Here is a 19310-nt window from a genome sequence, read left to right as displayed (position 1 = left end):
GCAGGAATCTGCAACGAGAAATGCGCCGCATTGGCCGGCCGGAACATACGCTTATCCTTAAGCAAAGAGGAAAAGAGCGCGATGTCGAAACCGTCCCTGGTTTGTGCTCGCGAGAACTGGCGGGCACGGTAACAAGGGCAGAAAAAAATCTATGTAGGAAGACTCGCTGAAGAATGCGGGAACATTCCTCAATACGATTTCAGTTTCAACAGGAACGGTGTAGCTGCCTACTGAGTACTTGGGTTGTATGCAGTTTTGCGTTTCGGCACATGACAATTTCAGTCAAGGCATAGGTCGTCGGACAATTTCGTGCTTAACTTCGGCCTCTTGCATGCTCAACAACAACGTTCAGAAGGACTCAAGTCATGGCTCAAGTCACCCTTAAAGGCAATCCGGTTCAAGTCAACGGCCAGTTGCCACAAGCCGGTTCCAAGGCGCCAGCCTTTTCCCTGGTTGCCGGCAATCTGTCGGATGTCACCCTGAAAGACTTCGCCGGCAAGCGCAAAGTGCTGAACATCTTCCCAAGCGTCGACACACCGACCTGCGCCACCTCCGTGCGCAAGTTCAACGCTCAGGCCAACGACATCAGCAACACCGTGGTGCTGTGCATCTCGGCTGACCTGCCGTTCGCTCAGGCTCGCTTCTGCGGCGCTGAAGGTCTGGAAAATGTCCAGAACCTGTCGACCTTGCGCGGTGTCGAGTTCATCGAGAACTACGGTGTGGCCATCGCTGACGGCCCACTCAAAGGCCTGACCGCTCGTGCCGTGGTGGTTCTGGACGAAAACGACAACGTTCTGCACAGCGAACTGGTCAAGGAAATCGCTGAAGAGCCTAATTACGAAGCGGCCCTGGCCGTCTTGAAATAAATGTTCTGAAACAAGCGCTTTACAATTGTTAACGGCCTGGCACTGTCCAGGCCGTTTTCATTTGTGTATCAGTGTTTTGCCTCACACCTTGAAACGTAAGTTGAAGGTAAATTGCCGGTAAAGCTGCTTTGCTAAATCCCCACCAGTGCTTATCGTTCAGCCTCCCGTAAAAGAAGCCCACGCGCCCAATGGTTAATCACTCCATGCAATCGTCCCCACGCAACGCCCGTCGCTGGCTGATCAGCCTGCTTGTCTTGTTGGTTATCGCCGTCCTGTGCTGGAAATTCTGGCCTGCCGGTTCAGCCCACAAGGAGGGCGACGAGAAAGCGGCGGCCGGTCATACCGGGCGTTCCGGGATGATGCGACCGGGCTTCGGTGGTGGCACGGGGCCTGTTCCGGTGCGGGTGGCGCCGGCCGTCACGGGCGACTTCCCGCTGTATTACAAGGCTTTGGGCACGGTGACCGCGCTCAACACCATCAACGTGCGCAGCCGGGTGGGTGGCGAACTGGTCAAGATCAATTTTGAAGAAGGCCAGATGGTCAAGGCTGGCGACTTGCTGGCCGAGATCGATCCGCGTCCGTACCAGAACGCCTTGCTCCAGGCCGAGGGCACCTTGCTGCAAAATCAGGCGCAACTGAAAAACGCGAAGGTCGATGTCGAGCGTTATCGTGGGTTGTACAAAGAAGACAGCATCGCCAAGCAGACCCTGGACACCGCCGAGGCGCTGGTCGGCCAGTATCTGGGCACGGTCAAGACCAATCAGGCGGCAGTCAACGACGCCAGACTCAATCTCGAATTCACCAAGATCCGTGCGCCAATTACCGGTCGTGTCGGCTTGCGTCAGGTAGACGTCGGTAATCTGGTGACCGCCAACGACACCACGTCCCTCGCGGTAATCACCCAGACGCAACCGATCAGCGTCGCCTTCACGCTGCCGGAAAACAGCCTCGAAACCGTGCTTGCCCGCTACCGAAGCGGCGCCAAACTGCCAGCCGAGGCCTGGGATCGCGGCGATACCAAACTGCAAGCCAGCGGCGTACTGCAAAGCCTCGACAACCAGATCGACGTGGCCACCGGCACTCTGAAATTCAAGGCCCGCTACGATAACCGTGATCAGGCGCTGTTTCCCAACCAGTTCGTCAACGTTCACTTGCTGGCCGACACCCTTAAAGGTGTGGTGCTGGTACCGTCCGCCGCCGTTCAATTCGGCACTAACGGCACCTTCGCTTACGCGCTTGATGGCGACAAGAACGTCACTATTCGCCAATTGAAGGTCGGCGCCAGTGACGGCGAAAACACGGTTATCAACGAAGGCCTCGCCGCTGGTGATCGTGTGGTGCTCGAAGGCACCGACCGTCTGAAAGAGGGCAGTGAGGTCGAGGTGGTCAACGACAGCAATCAGGTGCCCACCACCCCGACCGAGCACTTGCAAGGCCAATCCGCTGCCACGCCTGCTGACGCCGCTGTCACCGACAAGGCCAAGAAGGGCGCATGAACATTTCGCGGCTGTTCATCCTCCGTCCGGTAGCCACCACCCTGAGCATGCTGGCCATTGTTTTGGCCGGCCTGATCGCTTACCGCTTGCTGCCCGTGTCGGCGCTGCCCCAGGTCGACTACCCGACCATCCGCGTCATGACCCTCTATCCCGGCGCCAGCCCGGACGTGATGACCAGTGCCGTCACTGCGCCGCTTGAACGTCAGTTCGGGCAAATGCCGGGCCTCACTCAAATGGCTTCAACCAGTTCCGGCGGCGCCTCGGTGCTGACCCTGCGCTTCAGCCTCGACATCAACATGGACGTCGCCGAACAGCAGGTGCAAGCCGCGATCAACGCCGCGACCAATCTGTTGCCAAGCGACTTGCCGGCGCCACCGGTTTACAACAAGGTCAACCCGGCGGACACCCCGGTGCTGACCCTGGCGATTACCTCGAAAACCATGCTCCTGCCCAAACTCAATGATCTGGTCGATACGCGCATGGCGCAGAAAATCGCCCAGATCAGCGGGGTCGGTATGGTCAGTATTGCCGGTGGTCAGCGTCAGGCCGTGCGGATCAAGGTCAACCCGCAGGCTCTGGCTGCCAACAGCTTGAACCTGTCGGACGTGCGCACCCTGATCGCCGCCTCCAACGTCAACCAGCCCAAAGGCAACTTCGACGGCCCGACGCGGGTGTCGATGCTCGACGCCAACGATCAACTGACTTCGCCGAAGGACTACGCCAACCTGATCCTCGCCTACAAGAACGGTGCGCCGTTACGGCTCAAGGATGTCGCGCAAATCGTCGACGGCGCAGAAAACGAACGTCTGGCGGCGTGGGCCAACCTTAATCAGGCGGTTTTGCTGAACATCCAGCGTCAACCGGGCGCCAACGTGATCGAGGTGGTCGACCGGATCAAGACGCTGCTGCCGAGCATCACCGACAACCTGCCGGCCGGGCTCGATGTAACGGTACTGACTGACCGCACCCAAACCATTCGTGCCTCGGTTACCGACGTGCAGCACGAACTGCTGATCGCCATCGCGCTGGTGGTCATGGTGACGTTTCTGTTCCTGCGCCGTGCCAGTGCGACGATCATTCCATCGGTGGCCGTGCCGCTGTCGCTGATCGGTACGTTCGGCGTGATGTACCTCGCCGAGTTCTCGGTCAACAACCTGACCTTGATGGCCCTGACCATCGCCACCGGTTTTGTGGTCGACGATGCGATCGTGATGCTGGAAAACATCGCGCGTTTCATCGAGGAGGGCGATAGCCCCCTGCAAGCTGCGCTCAAGGGCGCCAAGCAGATCGGGTTCACCCTGATCTCTCTGACGTTGTCGCTGATCGCGGTGCTGATTCCGCTGTTGTTCATGGCGGACGTGGTTGGGCGACTGTTCCGCGAATTCGCTATCACCCTCGCGGTGGCGATCCTGATTTCGCTTGTTGTCTCGCTCACGCTGACGCCGATGATGTGCGCACGCTTGCTCAAACGTGAACCCGAGCCCCATGAACAGGGGCGTTTTTATCGAGCCAGCGGCGCGTGCATCGACTGGATGATTGCGGCCTACGGGCGCAAATTGCAGTGGGTGCTCAAGCATCAGTCGCTGACGCTGATGGTAGCCATCGGCACGTTGGCGCTCACTGTGTTCCTTTATTTGGTCGTGCCCAAGGGTTTCTTTCCGGTGCAGGACACCGGGGTGATTCAGGGTATTTCCGAGGCGCCGCAATCGATTTCCTTCGCCGCCATGAGTGAGCGTCAGCAGGAACTGGCGAGGGTGATTCTTGAAGATCCGGCGGTACAAAGCCTGTCGTCCTACATCGGTGTCGACGGCGATAACGCCACGCTGAACAGCGGTCGCTTGCTGATCAATCTCAAGCCTCACGGCGAGCGCGATCTGTCGGCTACCGAAGTGATCGCACGGCTGCAACCGCCACTCGCCAAACTGGTCGGTATCCGCCTGTATATGCAGCCGGTGCAAGACCTGACCATCGAGGACCGGGTCAGCCGCACCCAGTACCAGTTCAGCATGTCGTCGCCGGACTCCGAACTGCTGAGCCTGTGGAGCGGGCGGCTGGTCGAGGCACTGGCGCAGCGTCCGGAACTGACCGATGTTGCCAGCGATTTGCAGGACAAAGGTTTGCAGGTCTACCTGGTGATCGACCGTGATGCGGCCTCGCGGCTCGGCGTTTCGGTGGCAAACATCACTGATGCCCTGTACGACGCCTTCGGCCAGCGGCAGATTTCAACCATTTACACCCAGGCCAGCCAGTACCGTGTGGTGCTGCAAGTCCAGGCCGGAGAGAAGATCGGCCCGCAGGCGCTGGATCAGATTCACGTTAAAACCACCGATGGCGTGCAGGTGCGGTTGTCGAGTCTGGCCCATGTCGAACAGCGTCAGGCACAACTGGCGATCACTCACATCGGCCAGTTCCCGGCGGTGATGATGTCGTTCAACCTCGCGCCGGGTGTGGCGCTGGGGCATGCGGTTGATGTCATCGAACAGGTGCAGAAAGACATCGGCATGCCGGTTGGCGTGCAGACACAATTCCAGGGCGCAGCCGAAGCGTTCCAGGCCTCGCTGTCGAGCACCTTGCTGCTGATTCTGGCGGCGGTTGTGACCATGTACATCGTGCTGGGCGTGCTTTACGAGAGCTACATTCACCCGATCACCATTCTCTCGACTCTGCCGTCAGCGGCGGTTGGCGCCTTGCTGGCGTTGCTGCTGAGCGGCAATGACCTGGGCATGATCGCGATCATCGGCATCATCTTGCTGATCGGTATCGTCAAGAAAAACGCGATCATGATGATCGACTTCGCCCTCGACGCCGAGCGCAATCAGGGCATGGCACCGCAGGAGGCGATCTATCAGGCGGCGCTGTTGCGTTTCCGGCCGATCCTGATGACCACGCTGGCCGCATTGTTCGGCGCGGTACCGTTGATGCTCGCCACCGGTTCCGGCGCTGAGCTGCGCCAACCGCTGGGTCTGGTGATGGTTGGCGGCTTGCTGGTGAGTCAGGTGCTGACGTTGTTCACCACGCCGGTGATCTACCTGTATTTCGACCGTCTCGGTCGTCGCTGGGGGCGCGCGCCTTCGGCCGTGGAGCCGGTAGAGCAGCCATGAACCTCTCCGGCCCTTTCATCAAGCGCCCGGTCGCGACCATGCTGCTGAGCCTGGCGATCATGCTGTTGGGTGGTGTCAGCTTCGGTCTGCTGCCGGTATCGCCGCTGCCGCAAATGGACTTCCCGGTAATCGTTGTGCAGGCGAGCCTGCCCGGTGCCAGTCCGGAAGTCATGGCGTCTACGGTGGCGACGCCACTGGAGCGCTCGTTCGGCGCGATTGCCGGCGTCAACACCATGAGCAGCCGTTCCAGCCAGGGTTCGACCCGGGTCATTCTGCAATTTGACCTCGACCGCGACATCAATGGTGCCGCGCGGGAGGTACAGGCCGCGATCAACGCTTCGCGCAACTTGTTGCCGAGCGGGATGCGCAGCATGCCGACCTACAAGAAGGTCAACCCGTCGCAGGCGCCGATCATGGTGCTGTCGCTGACCTCGGATGTGCTGGAAAAGGGGCAGCTCTACGATTTGGCCTCGACCATTCTGTCCCAGAGTCTGTCGCAGGTGCAGGGCGTGGGTGAGGTGCAGATCGGCGGCAGCTCCCTGCCGGCAGTACGCATCGAACTCGAACCGCAGGCACTGAACCAGTACGGCGTGGCACTCGACGATGTGCGCAAGACCATTGCCGACGCCAACGTGCGCCGACCCAAAGGTTCGGTCGAGGACGGGCAGCGGTCATGGCAGATCCAGGCCAACGACCAGTTGGAGAAAGCCAAGGATTACGAATCGCTGATCATCCACTACGCTGACGGTGCGGCGTTGCGTCTCAAGGACGTGGCCAAGGTCAGCGACGGCGTCGAAGATCGCTACAACAGCGGTTTCTTCAACGATGACGCGGCGGTGTTGCTGGTGATCAACCGGCAGGCCGGTGCCAACATCATCGAAACGGTCAAGGAGATCAAAGCGCAATTGCCCGCGCTGCAAGCGGTGCTGCCGGCCAGCGTGAAGCTGAACCTGGCCATGGATCGCTCCCCCGTGATCAAGGCGACACTGCACGAAGCGGAAATGACCCTGCTGATCGCTGTAGCACTGGTGATTCTGGTGGTGTTCCTGTTTCTCGGTAATTTCCGTGCATCCCTGATTCCGACGCTGGCAGTGCCGGTGTCGCTGGTCGGCACCTTCGCGGTGATGTACCTCTACGGTTTCTCGCTGAACAACCTGTCGCTGATGGCGTTGATTCTGGCCACCGGGCTGGTGGTGGACGACGCCATCGTGGTGCTGGAGAACATTTCCCGGCACATCGACGACGGCGTCAAACCGATGCAGGCCGCGTATCTCGGGGCCAAGGAAGTCGGTTTTACCTTGCTGTCGATGAACGTGTCGCTGGTGGCGGTGTTCTTGTCGATTCTGTTCATGGGCGGGATCATCGAGAGTCTGTTCCGCGAATTCTCCATCACGTTGGCAGCGGCCATTGTCGTCTCGCTGGTGGTCTCGCTGACGCTGACCCCGATGCTCTGCGCCCGCTGGCTCAAGCCGCACACGCCCGGGCAGGAAAACCGCCTGCAACGCTGGAGCCGCACGACCAACGACTGGATGGTCGCCAGGTACGCCACCAGCCTCGACTGGGTGTTGCGCCATCGTCGTCTGACCTTGCTCAGTTTGCTGGTGACCGTTGGCGTCAACGTCGCCCTGTATGTGGTGGTGCCGAAAACCTTCATGCCGCAGCAGGACACCGGTCAGTTGATCGGTTTCGTTCGCGGTGACGACGGTCTGTCGTTCAACGTGATGCAGCCGAAAATGGAAATCTTCCGTCGCGCTGTGCTCAAGGACGAAGCGGTTGAAAGCGTCGCCGGTTTCATTGGCGGCAACAACGGCACCAACAACGCCTTCATGCTGGTGCGCCTGAAACCGATCAAGGAGCGCAACCTGTCGGCACAGAAAGTCATCGAGCGCCTGCGCAAGGAAATGCCGCAAGTGCCTGGCGCGCGATTGATGCTGATGGCCGATCAGGACCTGCAATTTGGCGGTGGCCGCGAACAGACCACTTCGCAGTACAGCTACATCTTGCAAAGCGGTGATCTGGGCGAGCTGCGCCAGTGGTATCCGAAAGTGGTGGCTGCTTTGCGCGCACTGCCGGAGCTGACCGCAATTGATGCCCGTGAAGGCAAGGGCGCGCAGCAAATAACATTGATCGTCGACCGTGATCAGGCTAAACGCTTGGGTGTGGACATGGACATGGTCACCTCGGTGCTCAATAACGCGTACAGCCAGCGGCAGATCTCGACGATCTACGACAGCCTCAACCAGTACCAGGTGGTGATGGAGGTCAATCCGAAGTACGCCCAGGACCCGGTGACGCTCAAGCAGGTGCAAGTGATCACGGCTGACGGTGCGCGGATTCCGCTATCGACCATCGCTCACTACGAGAGCAGCCTGGAAGACGACCGGGTCAGCCATGAAGGGCAGTTTGCTTCGGAAGACATTTCCTTCGACATGGCCGAAGGCGTGACGGTAGAGCAGGGCAGTGCCGCCATCGAACGAGCGATTGCCAAACTCGGTTTGCCGGAAGACGTGATTGCGAAAATGGCCGGTACCGCCGACGCGTTCGCCGCGACCCAGAAGAGCCAGCCGTTCATGATTCTCGGTGCGTTGCTGGCGGTGTATCTGGTGTTGGGTGTGCTGTACGAAAGTTACATCCACCCGCTGACGATTCTGTCGACGCTGCCGTCTGCCGGAGTCGGCGCGCTGTTGTCGATCTATGCGCTGGGCGGCGAGTTCAGCCTGATTTCACTGCTCGGGCTGTTTCTGTTGATCGGTGTGGTGAAGAAAAACGCCATCCTGATGATCGACCTGGCGCTGCAACTGGAACGGCATCAAGGCATGACGCCGCAGGAATCGATCCGCAGTGCCTGCTTGCAACGTCTGCGACCTATTCTGATGACCACACTGGCAGCGATCCTCGGTGCCTTGCCGTTGCTGCTCAGCCGGGCCGAAGGCGCGGAAATGCGCCAGCCGTTGGGCCTGACCATCATCGGCGGGCTGATTTTCAGCCAAGTGCTGACGCTTTACACCACGCCTGTGGTTTACCTCTATCTCGACAAGCTGCGCCATCGCTTCAATAAATGGCGTGGCGTGCGTACTGACGCCGCTCTGGAAACTCCGCTATGACTGACCGTTCGCTTATCAATCTGGCCACTGTTCGCGGCTCGCGTCTGTTGAGCCTTTCGCTGTGCGTGGCGATGCTCAGTGCTTGCGCTGTCGGCCCGGACTATCAGCGCCCGCAGACGGCTGAAATCGCGCAATACAAGGAAGCCGAAGGCTGGCGTCAGGCCAACCCGAGCGATTCGCTGGCCCGTGGCGCTTGGTGGGAGCTGTATGGCGATCAGCAACTCAACGGGCTGATCGAGAAGCTCAACAGTTCCAACCAGACGGTTGCGCAATCGCAAGCCCAGTACCGACAGGCCCAAGCCTTGGTGCGCAGTGCGCGTGGCGCTTTTTATCCAAGTGTCGACTTGAGTCTGGGCAAGACCCGGTCGAGTCAGGGCACCGGCAGTAGCAGTTCGAGTCTGAGCAGTTCCGCCAGCGGTATTCGCGACACCTACAACGCGCAACTGGGCGTCAGTTGGGAGGCGGATATCTGGGGCAAATTGCGCCGAGGGCTAGAATCTGACAAGGCCAGTGCCCAGGCGAGCTTCGCCGATCTGGCGGCAATGCGCCTGAGCCAGCAATCGGAATTGGTGCAGAACTACCTGCAATTGCGGGTCATCGATCAACAGAAACGTTTGCTCGAAGCCACCGTTGCGGCGTATGAACGTTCGCTGAAAATGACCCAGAACCAATACCGCGCCGGTGTTTCCGGGCGTGATGCGGTGGCTCAGGCACAGACACAGCTCAAAAGTACCCAGGCCGATCTGGTCGACCTGACCTGGCAGCGCGCGCAGTTCGAAAACGCCATCGCCGTACTGACCGGGCAAGCGCCAGCGGATTTCAGCATCGCGCAAACCCAAACCATTCCCGATCTGCCGCAAGTGCCTTTGAGCCTGCCATCGCAGTTGCTGGAGCGCCGTCCGGACATCGCCTCGGCCGAACGCTCGGTGATTGCCGCCAACGCCAAAATAGGTGTGGCGAAAGCGGCGTACTACCCGGATCTGTCCCTGAGCCTGAGTGGCGGCTACAGCAGCAGTAAGTCCCAAGACCTGATCAGCTTGCCGAACCGCTTTTGGTCGGTAGGGCCGAAACTGGACTTGCCGCTGTTTGACGGCGGCATACGCTCGGCTGAAGTCGACCGCACCGAGGCGGTCTACGACCAGACCGTTGCCAAGTACCGGCAGACCGTACTCGATGGCTTGCGTGAAGTGGAAAACTATCTGGTGCAGCTAAAAGTGTATGAGGACGAAGCGGCTGTGCGTCAGGAAGCACTCGATGCGGCGCGCGATTCGCTACGCCTGACGGAAAACCAGTACAAGGCCGGGTTGATTGCCTACATCGACGTGGTCGTGGTGCAAGCCACTGCACTGAGCAACGAGCGCAGCGTGCTGAGCCTATTGCAGAGTCGATTGATCGCCAGTGTGCAGTTGATTGCCGCGCTGGGCGGTGGTTGGGATGGGCAACTCGATGTCAGCGACAGCCGTTAGACCGGTAGGTTTGCTCGCGAAAGCGTCGCAACTTTTGGCATTTCACTGCCTGAAACACTGTTTTCGCGAGCAAGCCCGCAGCAAACGAGCGTCGACCCAGAGCCTTTCAGAACGATCGAACAAGCGTTTCATCGACTTGATGGCAATTTGGTTACTTTGTCAGTGCGTTCTTCTGCGCAATCAGTACAATCGCTGATTTTGCCCGACCGAGAATCGATGCAGTCCGGTTAGGGAGACGACGAGAAACCCTATGCTCATTGGTAGCTATTCCTCCACTTTGGTTTTCATTTCGTTGTGTGTGGCGATCCTCGCGTCGTACACCGCGCTCGATCTCACCGGACGCATCGCCACTGCCAAAGGCCGTTCCGTGCATTTCTGGACCGCCGGTGGTGCATTGGCCATGGGCGTTGGCGTGTGGTCGATGCACTTCATCGGCATGCTCGCCTTCAGGCTACCGATCGATCTGGGCTACGACATCAACATCACGGCGCTGTCGCTGCTGATCGCCGTGCTGTCCTGCGGTTTCGCCTTGTGGCTGGTCAGTCAGCCGAAACTACCGATTGCTCAGTTAGCGTTCGGTGCGCTGATCATGGGCGCCGGCATCAGCGCCATGCATTACACCGGCATGGCGGCGATGCGAATGACGCCGGGGATCGATTACGATCCTGCGTTGTTCGGTGCGTCCCTGTTGATCGCTGTCGGTGCCTCAGCGGCGGCGTTGTGGATCGCTTTCCGCCTGCGCCAGCATTCGCCCCATGTTCGTCTGATTCGCGGTGGTGCCGCGGTGATCATGGGCATCGCCATCGTCGGCATGCATTACACCGGCATGGCCGCCGCGCAATTCCCTGACGGCAGTTTTTGCGGCGCGACGCTCAATGGCCTGAAGGGCAACGGGCTCGACAGTCTGGTGCTGATCACCACGTTGGCGGTGCTGTCGATTGCCTTGCTGACCTCGATTCTCGACGCTCGGCTTGAAACGCGCACCGCCGGGCTGGCGCATTCGTTGACCGTGGCCAACCGCGAACTCACGCAACTGGCGCTGCACGACACCTTGACCGGTCTGCCTAACCGCATGTTGCTTGACGACCGGATCAATCAGGCGATGAAAAAGGTCGATGAACAGGGCGGCTGTTTTGCCTTGATGTTCATCGATCTGGATGGGTTCAAACCCGTCAACGATGCATTCGGCCATCACATGGGCGATCAGTTGTTGCGCGAAGTTGGTGTGCGCCTGCGGGAAGACTTGCGCAGCCAGGACACGCTGGCGCGGATCGGCGGCGATGAGTTTGTGCTGCTGGTGCGCCTGACCGAACCCAACGACGCAGTGGGGCTGGCGGCACGTCAGGTCGGGTTGGTTGCGCAGTCGTTTCGCGTTGCCGAGCATGACTTGCAGATTTCCGCCAGTGTTGGCATCGCCCTGTACCCCGGCAATGGCCGGACCGCTCAGGAACTGCTGATGAACGCCGATGCGGCGATGTATCACGCCAAGGGTGCCGGCAAGAACGGTTACAGCTTCTTTGACGCGTCGATGAACAGCAACGCACGCAAGCAGTTGCAGTTACTGCAGGACTTGCGTGCGGCCCTGGAGCACAGCCAGTTCACCCTGCATTACCAGCCCAAGTTCGACGCTGCCAATGGGCGCCCGGTCGGTGCCGAAGCACTGCTGCGTTGGCAACACCCGATCCACGGTTTGCTGATGCCGGACAAATTCATCGATCTGGCCGAGAAAACCGGCGTGATCATTCCGATCGGAGAGTGGGTGCTTAACGAGGCCTGCCGTCAGATGCGCGAGTGGTATGTGCTTGGCTATACCGACTGGCGTATCGCGGTCAACCTGTCGGCCTTGCAGTTCTGTCATGGCGGCCTGGTGCAAAGCGTCGCCAAGGCGCTGGCGACGCACCATTTGCCGGCGAACAGCCTGACCCTGGAGATCACCGAAACCACGGCCATGAGCGATGCCGATGCGAGCATGACGGTGTTGCAGGAGTTGTCGGACATGGGCGTTGACCTGTCGATCGACGACTTCGGCACCGGCTATTCGAGCCTGATGTACCTCAAGCGTCTGCCAGCCAATGAGTTGAAGATCGACCGTGGGTTTGTGCGGGATCTGGAGCACGACAGCGACGATGCGGCGATTGTCTCGGCAATTGTTGCGCTGGGACAGGCGCTGGGGCTGCGGATTGTGGCTGAGGGTGTGGAGACCGGTGTGCAGCAGGACTTCCTGACAAAACTGGGCTGTGATTCGTTGCAGGGCTATCTGCTGGGGTATCCGATGCCGGCAGACAAATTCATGCAGGACATTGCCCGGGGCGAGAAGCAGGCGGCCGTCTGAGTTAACCCTCACAAGAACATCTTCAGCCTCGCCATTGCTGTGGTCGCAGACCTAGCCTTTGACACGGCTCATGCAAAACCTGCCAATGGCGGTTATTCTTCTCCCCGACTGTTACGTGTGAATTTGGGGGAAAGGCCGGCATGGATAAAGTCATTGTGATCACCGGTGGCGGGCGCGGGATTGGCGCCGCTACGGCTTTGTTGGCTGCCGGGAAGGGCTATCGGATCTGCATCAACTACCAGTCAGACGAACAGGCCGCGCAAAGCGTGCTGGAGCAAGTCAGAGCGCTTGGCGCAACAGCCATCGCGGTGCGCGCCGACGTCAGCATTGAAGACGAAGTGGTCGCGCTGTTTCATCGGGTCGATACCGAACTGGGACGGGTCACCGCACTGGTGAACAATGCCGGCACCGTCGGGCATAAATCGCGGGTCGACGAAATGTCCGAATTCCGCATTCTCAAAACCATGAAAACCAATGTCCTGGCGCCGATTCTCTGTGCCAAGCACGCGATCCTGCGCATGTCGCCCAAACACGGCGGGCAGGGCGGCAGTATCGTCAACGTGTCGTCGGTCGCATCGCGCCTGGGGTCGCCTAACGAATACGTGGATTACGCCGCGTCCAAAGGCGCACTTGATTCGTTCACCATCGGTTTGTCCAAGGAAGTGGCGGGCGAGGGGATTCGGGTCAACGCGGTGCGTCCGGGCTTCATCTACACCGATTTCCATGCGCTGAGCGGCGATCCGGATCGGGTCAGCAAGCTTGAGTCGGCTATTCCGATGGCTCGAGGCGGGCGGCCGGACGAAGTGGCTGAGGCGATTGTCTGGTTGCTGTCGGACAAAGCTTCTTATGCCACCGGGACCTTTGTTGATCTCGGCGGCGGGCGTTGAATTCAGGGACTCAAGCGTCTGGGCGGGTTCCATCGCTGGCAAGCCTGCGATGGAACCCGTTCAATCAACATAAAAAACTCAGAACGACCGGACAATCCGCCCCAACGTCTCCATCGCTTTCTCCGAGTCCTCAGTCCAGGGGCTGCCGTAATTCAAGCGAATGCAGTTCCTGAAGCGTTGGGTCGGTGAAAAAATCGGCCCCGGCGCGATGCTGATGCCTTGCGCCAGCGCCATCTGAAACAACTTCAACGAATCCATCTGCGGTGGCAATTCCAGCCACAGGAAGTAGCCGCCGGCCGGCTGGCTGACGCGTGTCTGTGCCGGGAAATAACGGGCAATCGCGGCGAGCATCGCACTTTGCTGTTCCTCCAGCGCATACCGCAGTTTGCGCAAGTGCCGGTCGTAGCCGCCGTGTTGCAGATAGTCGGCAATTGCTGCCTGCGCCGGCATCGAGGCGCACAGCGAGGTCATCAGTTTCAGCCGTTCGATTTTCTGCGCGTAACGTCCGGCAGCGACCCAGCCGATGCGGTAGCCGGGGGCCAGGCTTTTGGCGAACGAACCGCAATGCATCACCAGCCCTTCGGTGTCGAAGGCCTTGGCCGGTTTCGGCGCTTGTTGGCCGTAATAGAGTTCGGCGTAGACGTCGTCCTCGATCAGCGGCACCTGGTGGCGGCGCAGCAGTTCGACCAGTTCCTGTTTCTTCGCCTCGGGCATGGTCGCGCCCATCGGGTTCTGGAAGCTGGTCATGCACCAGCAGGCTTTGATCGGGTGACGTTCGAGGGTCTGCGCAAGTACACCCAGATCGATGCCGTCACGCGGATGCACGGGGATTTCCACGGCTTTGAGTTTCAGGCGTTCCAGCACTTGCAGGCTGGCGTAGAACGCCGGGGCTTCGATGGCCACCAGATCACCCGGTTCGGTCACGGCTTGCAGGCACAGGTTCAGCGCTTCGAGGGCACCGTTGGTGATCAGCAGTTCTTCCATCGGCAGCATCAGCCCGCCGACCATGTAGCGCAGGGCAATCTGCCGGCGCAGTTGCGGGTTGCCCGGCGACATGTCGGTGACGACCATGCGCGGGTCCATCTCCCGCGCCGCACTGGCCAGGGAACGCGACAGGCGTTGCAGCGGGAACAACGTCGGGCTGGGGAACGCTGAGCCAAAAGGGACGGTGCTCGGATCCTTGATCGAGTCCAGCACCGAGAACACCAGTTCGCTGACATCGACCTCGGTGGAGTCGTTGACGTGACTGCTGATCACCGGCTCCGAGAACGGACTCGGCGCGTGGGTATTGACGAAGTAGCCGGAACGCGGGCGGGCGCGGATCAGACCGCGGCGTTCGAGCAGGTAATAGGCTTGAAACACAGTGGACGGGCTGACGCCGTAAGTCTGGCTGGCGTAGCGCACCGAGGGCACGCGCTGACCGGGGCCAAGGACGCCGGAGCGGATCAGTTCAGCGATGTCGTCGGCGAATTTTTCGTAGCGTTTCATCTTGGGTCCGGATTGATTTCATTCTGGAAGACCGCGTTGCTTACATTCGCGAGCAAGCCCGCTCCCACAGAGGAATGCATTCCAAATGTGAGGGCGGGCTTGCTCGCCAATGGCCGCGCCGCAGTTTAAGGGATCAGCGATTCATCGGCGCCACAAACCTGCTCTTCGACACGCTGTAAACCTCAGGTTCATCGCTGTCGGCAATCTTGAAACTCAGGGTCTGTGAACTGCTGCTCGGGCGTTCCGTGGTCATGGCCACCGACACCGGCACATCGACAATCTCGCCGGGGGCCAGGCTCAGTTCGGTCTTGCCTTGCAACTGGAAGCCGTCGCCGTCCACCAGACTCAGGTTGTAGTCCTGGCGCTGTTGAGTCTTGTTGATGACTTTGAGGGTGTAGATGTTCTCGATCTGGCCCAGACCGTTTTCGCGGAACAGGCCGCGATCCTTGGTCACGTCCAGCGACACCATCGGCCGCTCGACCAGCGCCAGGGCCAGCGCTCCGATCATCAGCAGTAACACGACGGTGTAGCCGATCAGCCGTGGCCGCAGCAGGTGGGTCTTGCCACCCTGCAATTCGCGCTCGGAACTGTAACGGATCAATCCGCGTGGGTAGTTCATTTTGTCCATGATCGAATCACAGGCGTCGATACACGCCGCGCAACCGATGCATTCCATCTGTAAACCGTCGCGAATGTCGATGCCGGTCGGGCAGACCTGTACGCACAACTGGCAATCGATGCAATCGCCCAGCCCGGCCTCGGCCGGTTTCACGTCGCGTTTGCGCGGGCCACGGTTCTCACCACGGGCCACGTCGTAGGAAATGGCCAGGGTGTCCTTGTCGAACATCACACTCTGGAACCGCGCATAAGGGCACATGTGCATGCACACCGCTTCGCGCAGCCAGCCGGCGTTGATGTAGGTGGCGGCGGTGAAGAACAGTACCCAGAACAGACTGACGCCACCGATTTGCAGGGTCAGCAACTCCTCGGCCAACGGTCGGATCGGGGTGAAGTAGCCGACGAATGTCAGGCCGGTCATCACGCTGATCGCCAGCCATAGCGTGTGTTTGGCGGCGCGGCGCGCGAGTTTGTTCAGCCCCCACGGCGCGGCTTGCAACTTGATCCGCTGGTTACGTTCGCCTTCGGTGATCTTCTCGCACCACATGAAGATCCAGGTCCACGAACTCTGCGGGCAGGTGTAACCGCACCAGACGCGGCCGGCGAACACTGTGATGGCGAACAGGCCGAACGCGGCAATGATCAGCAGGGCAGACAGCAGGATGAAATCCTGCGGCCAAAAAGTTGCGCCAAAGATGTGGAACTTGCTTTCGCCAAGGTCCCAGAGAACCGCCTGACGCCCACCCCAGTTCAGCCACACGGTGCCGAAAAACAGCAAAAACAGGAACCCCGCGCCACTCATGCGCAGGGTTCGAAACAGGCCGGTGAAGCTGCGGGTGTGGATCTGGTTATCGCTGGACTTGTTTCTCGCCTTCATTGGGCGACCCGGCACACTTTTTATGTGGGGTGGTTCAACTTCTACGGTTCGGACGGGGATTTGTTCGCTCATGGTCGTTCGCTCATCAGCCTCCATCAGGCCGATGCACTATGAGCGCCGATCTGTTTGCATAACAGACTCAGCTATTTCAATAAAAAGCGTATCAGATGGTGTTTGCCGGCCTGCCTGCGACAACTTGAAGCAGCCCGCAGGCGCAGGCGCAAACCCCTATCTCAAGGGTTTGCGCGCTGTGTTGATCAAGGTCAGTCAAATCACCGAATCACTCTCGTCAGCCTTCAAATGCTTGCGTCCGTCCTTGGCGCCTGCAACGGTCAATGCGTCGGCTTCTGCTTCGGTGAGGTAAAGGCGCTGGCCTTCGATCTCCACGGCCGACATGGCTTTCTCGCTGTCGGTGATCACGGTCAAGTCGCCGCACAGGCGGATTTCTTCGCCGTTTTCAGTGGTGAAAAAACAGGTCTGGTTTTCGATTCGAACGGGCATGGGACGGTCCTTTTTCAGAGTTGCCTGAAAGGTTAGGGCGCAGGCTTTGCTGGTCGTTCTGCGCAACCGATTAATGGTCGCCTGCTCATGGCGGCGCTCTTCAACGTGATGCCACGCATCGCAAAACCCTTTGATAGGGATCACCGATGACGGACCGTCATCAATCAGGCGCAACAATCACTGGCGGCATGGTCGTTGGCGGTTCCTCCCTGGGCGGTGGCGTCGTGCCCGGCGGTTCCTGATCGGGAATCGGCTGCGGCTCGGTCTCGGGCAAAGTGGGTTTATCGATGTTCGGATCAGGCGTTTCGGCCGGAATCGGGATACTCATCTGATGACCTCCGTGTGGCACATGGCGTGAGAAGTGCTTAAGTGAGTTGACCACCTCGCAGCGGATTCGATCCGCTTTTTTGCTCGGGCAAATCCCTGTGAACTTTTCCCGGCGCCGGTCGCTCGGAACTTAAGTGAGTTCATATCGGGGCAGGTGCCTCGTTGTGAACACTGATCCGGCACAAGAGCGTCCTTGGGGCGTTAAGGAGAGATGCTCAATGACTGCTGAAAAACCTTCTGAACTGAACTACAACCCGCACATGCCGCTGTCGCAAGCTTTGCTGCTGCCGCGCATCGTCATTGAAAACACCATGCCGACTCTCGATGGCGGTCAATTTGCCGTCAAATCCATTGTCGGGCGCGATGTGGAGGTCACCAGCAAGGTATTCGCCGACGGTCACGACAAGTTGGCGGTGCGCATTCGCTGGCGCGAGGAAGGCAAAGAGACGTGGCAAAGCGAGGTCATGTCGGAGCTGGGCAACAACGGCTGGCAAGGCCGCTTCCGCCCGGAAGATCAGGGCCGTTATGTGTATTGCATCGAAGCGTGGATCGACCATTTCGCCAGTTTTCAGTATGAACTGGAGAAGAAACACAACGCGGCGGTGCCCGTCTCACTTGAGCTGCAAGAGGGCCGCAGCATGGTGCAACAGGCTGCCGAACGCAGTGAAGGTGCGCTCAGCGAACAACTCGCGGCGCTGCACCATGAACTGTCCGGCCTGCTCGAAACCGAGCAGGTTGCGCTGTTTCTGCACTCACGCAGTGCGCATTTGATGGCCCAGGCCGATCACCGCGCCTATTTGAGCGTGAGCGCCGAATTTCCCATGGATGTCGAGCGCGAACTGGCCGAGTTTGCCAGTTGGTATGAGTTGTTTCCGCGCTCGATCACCGATGATCCCGACCGTCACGGCACCTTTAATGACGTGCATGCGCGGTTGCCGATGATTCAGGACATGGGCTTCGACGTCCTCTATTTCACACCGATCCACCCGATCGGTCGCGCCCATCGCAAGGGCCGCAACAATTCCCTGAGCGCCGGGCCGCAGGATCCTGGTAGCCCTTACGCGATTGGCAGCGAAGAGGGGGGGCACGAGGCCATTCACTCGCAACTGGGCACCCGCGAAGACTTCCGTCGGCTGGTGGTGGCTGCCGCCGATCATGGGCTGGAGATCGCCCTCGATTTTGCCATCCAGTGCTCCCAGGATCACCCTTGGCTCAAACAGCATCCGGGCTGGTTCAACTGGCGGCCGGACGGCACGATCAAATACGCGGAAAACCCACCGAAAAAATATCAAGACATCGTCAACGTTGATTTTTACGCGCCCGACGCGCTACCGAGCCTCTGGGTTGAGCTGCGTGACATCATCGTCGGTTGGGTCGAGGAGGGCGTGAAGATCTTCCGTGTCGACAACCCGCACACCAAGCCGCTGCCGTTCTGGCAATGGCTGATTGCTGATGTGCGCGCGCTGCATCCGGAGGTGATCTTCCTCGCGGAAGCGTTCACCACGCCGGCGATGATGGCGCGGTTGGGCAAGGTCGGTTACACCCAGAGCTACACCTATTTCACTTGGCGCAACTCCAAGGCAGAACTGGCGGCTTACTTCACCGAACTCAATGAGTCGCCGTGGCGCGAATGCTACCGGCCGAACTTTTTCGTCAACACGCCGGACATCAACCCGGCGTTCCTGCATGACTCCGGCCGGCCTGGGTTCTTGATTCGCGCCGCGCTGGCGACCATGGGCTCGGGCCTTTGGGGCATGTATTCGGGGTACGAGCTGTGCGAAGCGGCGCCGGTACCGGGCAAAGAGGAGTATCTGGATTCGGAGAAGTACGAGATCCGTGTCCGCGATTTCAACGCCCCCGGCAACATCATTGCCGAGATCGCCCAGCTCAACCGCATCCGCCGGCAAAACCCGGCGTTGCACACCCACCTGGGCCTGAAGGTCTACAACGCCTGGAACGACAACATCCTGTATTTCGGCAAACGCAGCGCGGACGGCCGCAACTTCATTCTGGTGGCGGTCAGCCTTGACCCGCACAACGTGCAGGAAGCGAATTTCGAGCTGCCGCTTTGGGAGATGGGCCTGCCGGACGACGCGACCACCCATGGCGAAGACTTGATGAGCGGGCATCGCTGGGAGTGGTACGGCAAGTACCAGTTCATGCGGATTGACCCCGCGTACCAGCCGTTCGGGATTTGGCGGATAACCGCCTCCTGAGGTTGGCGAAGATCAGATGTGGGCGCTGCTT

At 59.8% G+C, this 19310-nt stretch carries 12 protein-coding genes; 8 read left to right on the top strand and 4 right to left on the bottom strand.

The window, feature by feature from the left end; all coding sequences use genetic code 11:
- The first annotated feature begins 365 nt into the window (after positions 1-365).
- The 7 genes from tpx to AACY18_RS19450 all read left to right on the top strand — a co-directional run bounded on the left by tpx (position 366) and on the right by AACY18_RS19450 (position 13252).
- Positions 366-866: a thiol peroxidase gene (gene tpx / locus AACY18_RS19480; protein WP_221734078.1), complete on the top strand. Its 501-nt coding sequence runs from the start codon at positions 366-368 to the stop codon at positions 864-866.
- A 188-nt stretch (positions 867-1054) separates the two neighbouring features.
- Positions 1055-2362 (top strand): MdtA/MuxA family multidrug efflux RND transporter periplasmic adaptor subunit, encoded by a 1308-nt coding sequence (locus AACY18_RS19475; RefSeq protein ID WP_339465818.1) that lies wholly within the window; start codon positions 1055-1057, stop codon positions 2360-2362.
- Positions 2359-5463 carry an MdtB/MuxB family multidrug efflux RND transporter permease subunit gene (locus AACY18_RS19470; protein WP_339465817.1) on the top strand — a complete coding sequence of 1035 codons (3105 nt, stop codon included), beginning with the start codon at positions 2359-2361 and terminating at the stop codon, positions 5461-5463. Before AACY18_RS19475 ends, AACY18_RS19470 begins: the two co-directional genes overlap by 4 nt.
- Positions 5460-8567 (top strand): efflux RND transporter permease subunit, encoded by a 3108-nt coding sequence (locus AACY18_RS19465; RefSeq protein WP_339465815.1) that lies wholly within the window; start codon positions 5460-5462, stop codon positions 8565-8567. The genes AACY18_RS19470 and AACY18_RS19465 overlap by 4 nt, the downstream gene beginning before the upstream one ends.
- The gene (locus tag AACY18_RS19460) at positions 8564-10033 is read left to right on the top strand and encodes an efflux transporter outer membrane subunit (RefSeq protein ID WP_339465812.1); all 1470 of its coding nucleotides are present in this window, start codon (positions 8564-8566) and stop codon (positions 10031-10033) included. The genes AACY18_RS19465 and AACY18_RS19460 overlap by 4 nt, the downstream gene beginning before the upstream one ends.
- A 250-nt stretch (positions 10034-10283) precedes the next feature.
- Entirely contained in the window at positions 10284-12365 is a 2082-nt protein-coding gene (locus AACY18_RS19455; RefSeq protein ID WP_339465810.1) for a putative bifunctional diguanylate cyclase/phosphodiesterase, read from the top strand.
- Between the two features lie 140 nt (positions 12366-12505).
- Positions 12506-13252 (top strand): SDR family oxidoreductase, encoded by a 747-nt coding sequence (locus AACY18_RS19450; protein ID WP_339465808.1) that lies wholly within the window; start codon positions 12506-12508, stop codon positions 13250-13252.
- A 78-nt stretch (positions 13253-13330) separates the two neighbouring features.
- On the opposite strand, the gene mapR is transcribed toward AACY18_RS19450, so the two are convergent.
- The 4 genes from mapR to AACY18_RS19430 all read right to left on the bottom strand — a co-directional run bounded on the left by mapR (position 13331) and on the right by AACY18_RS19430 (position 17064).
- Complete coding sequence (gene mapR / locus AACY18_RS19445) at positions 13331-14740, bottom strand: GntR family transcriptional regulator MpaR (protein ID WP_007919188.1); 1410 nt, start codon at positions 14738-14740, stop codon at positions 13331-13333.
- Between the two features lie 133 nt (positions 14741-14873).
- Positions 14874-16307: a cytochrome c oxidase accessory protein CcoG gene (ccoG, locus tag AACY18_RS19440; RefSeq protein ID WP_339465805.1), complete on the bottom strand. Its 1434-nt coding sequence runs from the start codon at positions 16305-16307 to the stop codon at positions 14874-14876.
- Between the two features lie 195 nt (positions 16308-16502).
- Positions 16503-16736 carry a DUF3203 family protein gene (locus AACY18_RS19435; protein WP_339465804.1) on the bottom strand — a complete coding sequence of 78 codons (234 nt, stop codon included), beginning with the start codon at positions 16734-16736 and terminating at the stop codon, positions 16503-16505.
- 160 nt (positions 16737-16896) lie between these two features.
- Entirely contained in the window at positions 16897-17064 is a 168-nt protein-coding gene (locus tag AACY18_RS19430) for a hypothetical protein (RefSeq protein ID WP_339465803.1), read from the bottom strand.
- A 217-nt stretch (positions 17065-17281) separates the two neighbouring features.
- On the opposite strand from AACY18_RS19430, the gene AACY18_RS19425 reads away from it, so the two are divergent.
- The gene (locus tag AACY18_RS19425; protein WP_339465802.1) at positions 17282-19279 is read left to right on the top strand and encodes an alpha-1,4-glucan--maltose-1-phosphate maltosyltransferase; all 1998 of its coding nucleotides are present in this window, start codon (positions 17282-17284) and stop codon (positions 19277-19279) included.
- The last annotated feature ends 31 nt before the right edge of the window (positions 19280-19310 follow it).

The organism is Pseudomonas sp. EA_65y_Pfl2_P74 (assembly GCF_963970575.1).
Lineage (GTDB): Bacteria > Pseudomonadota > Gammaproteobacteria > Pseudomonadales > Pseudomonadaceae > Aquipseudomonas > Aquipseudomonas baetica_A.
The sequence above is the reverse complement of the archived record's forward strand: the minus strand, read 5'-3'. Positions and strand labels throughout refer to the sequence as shown.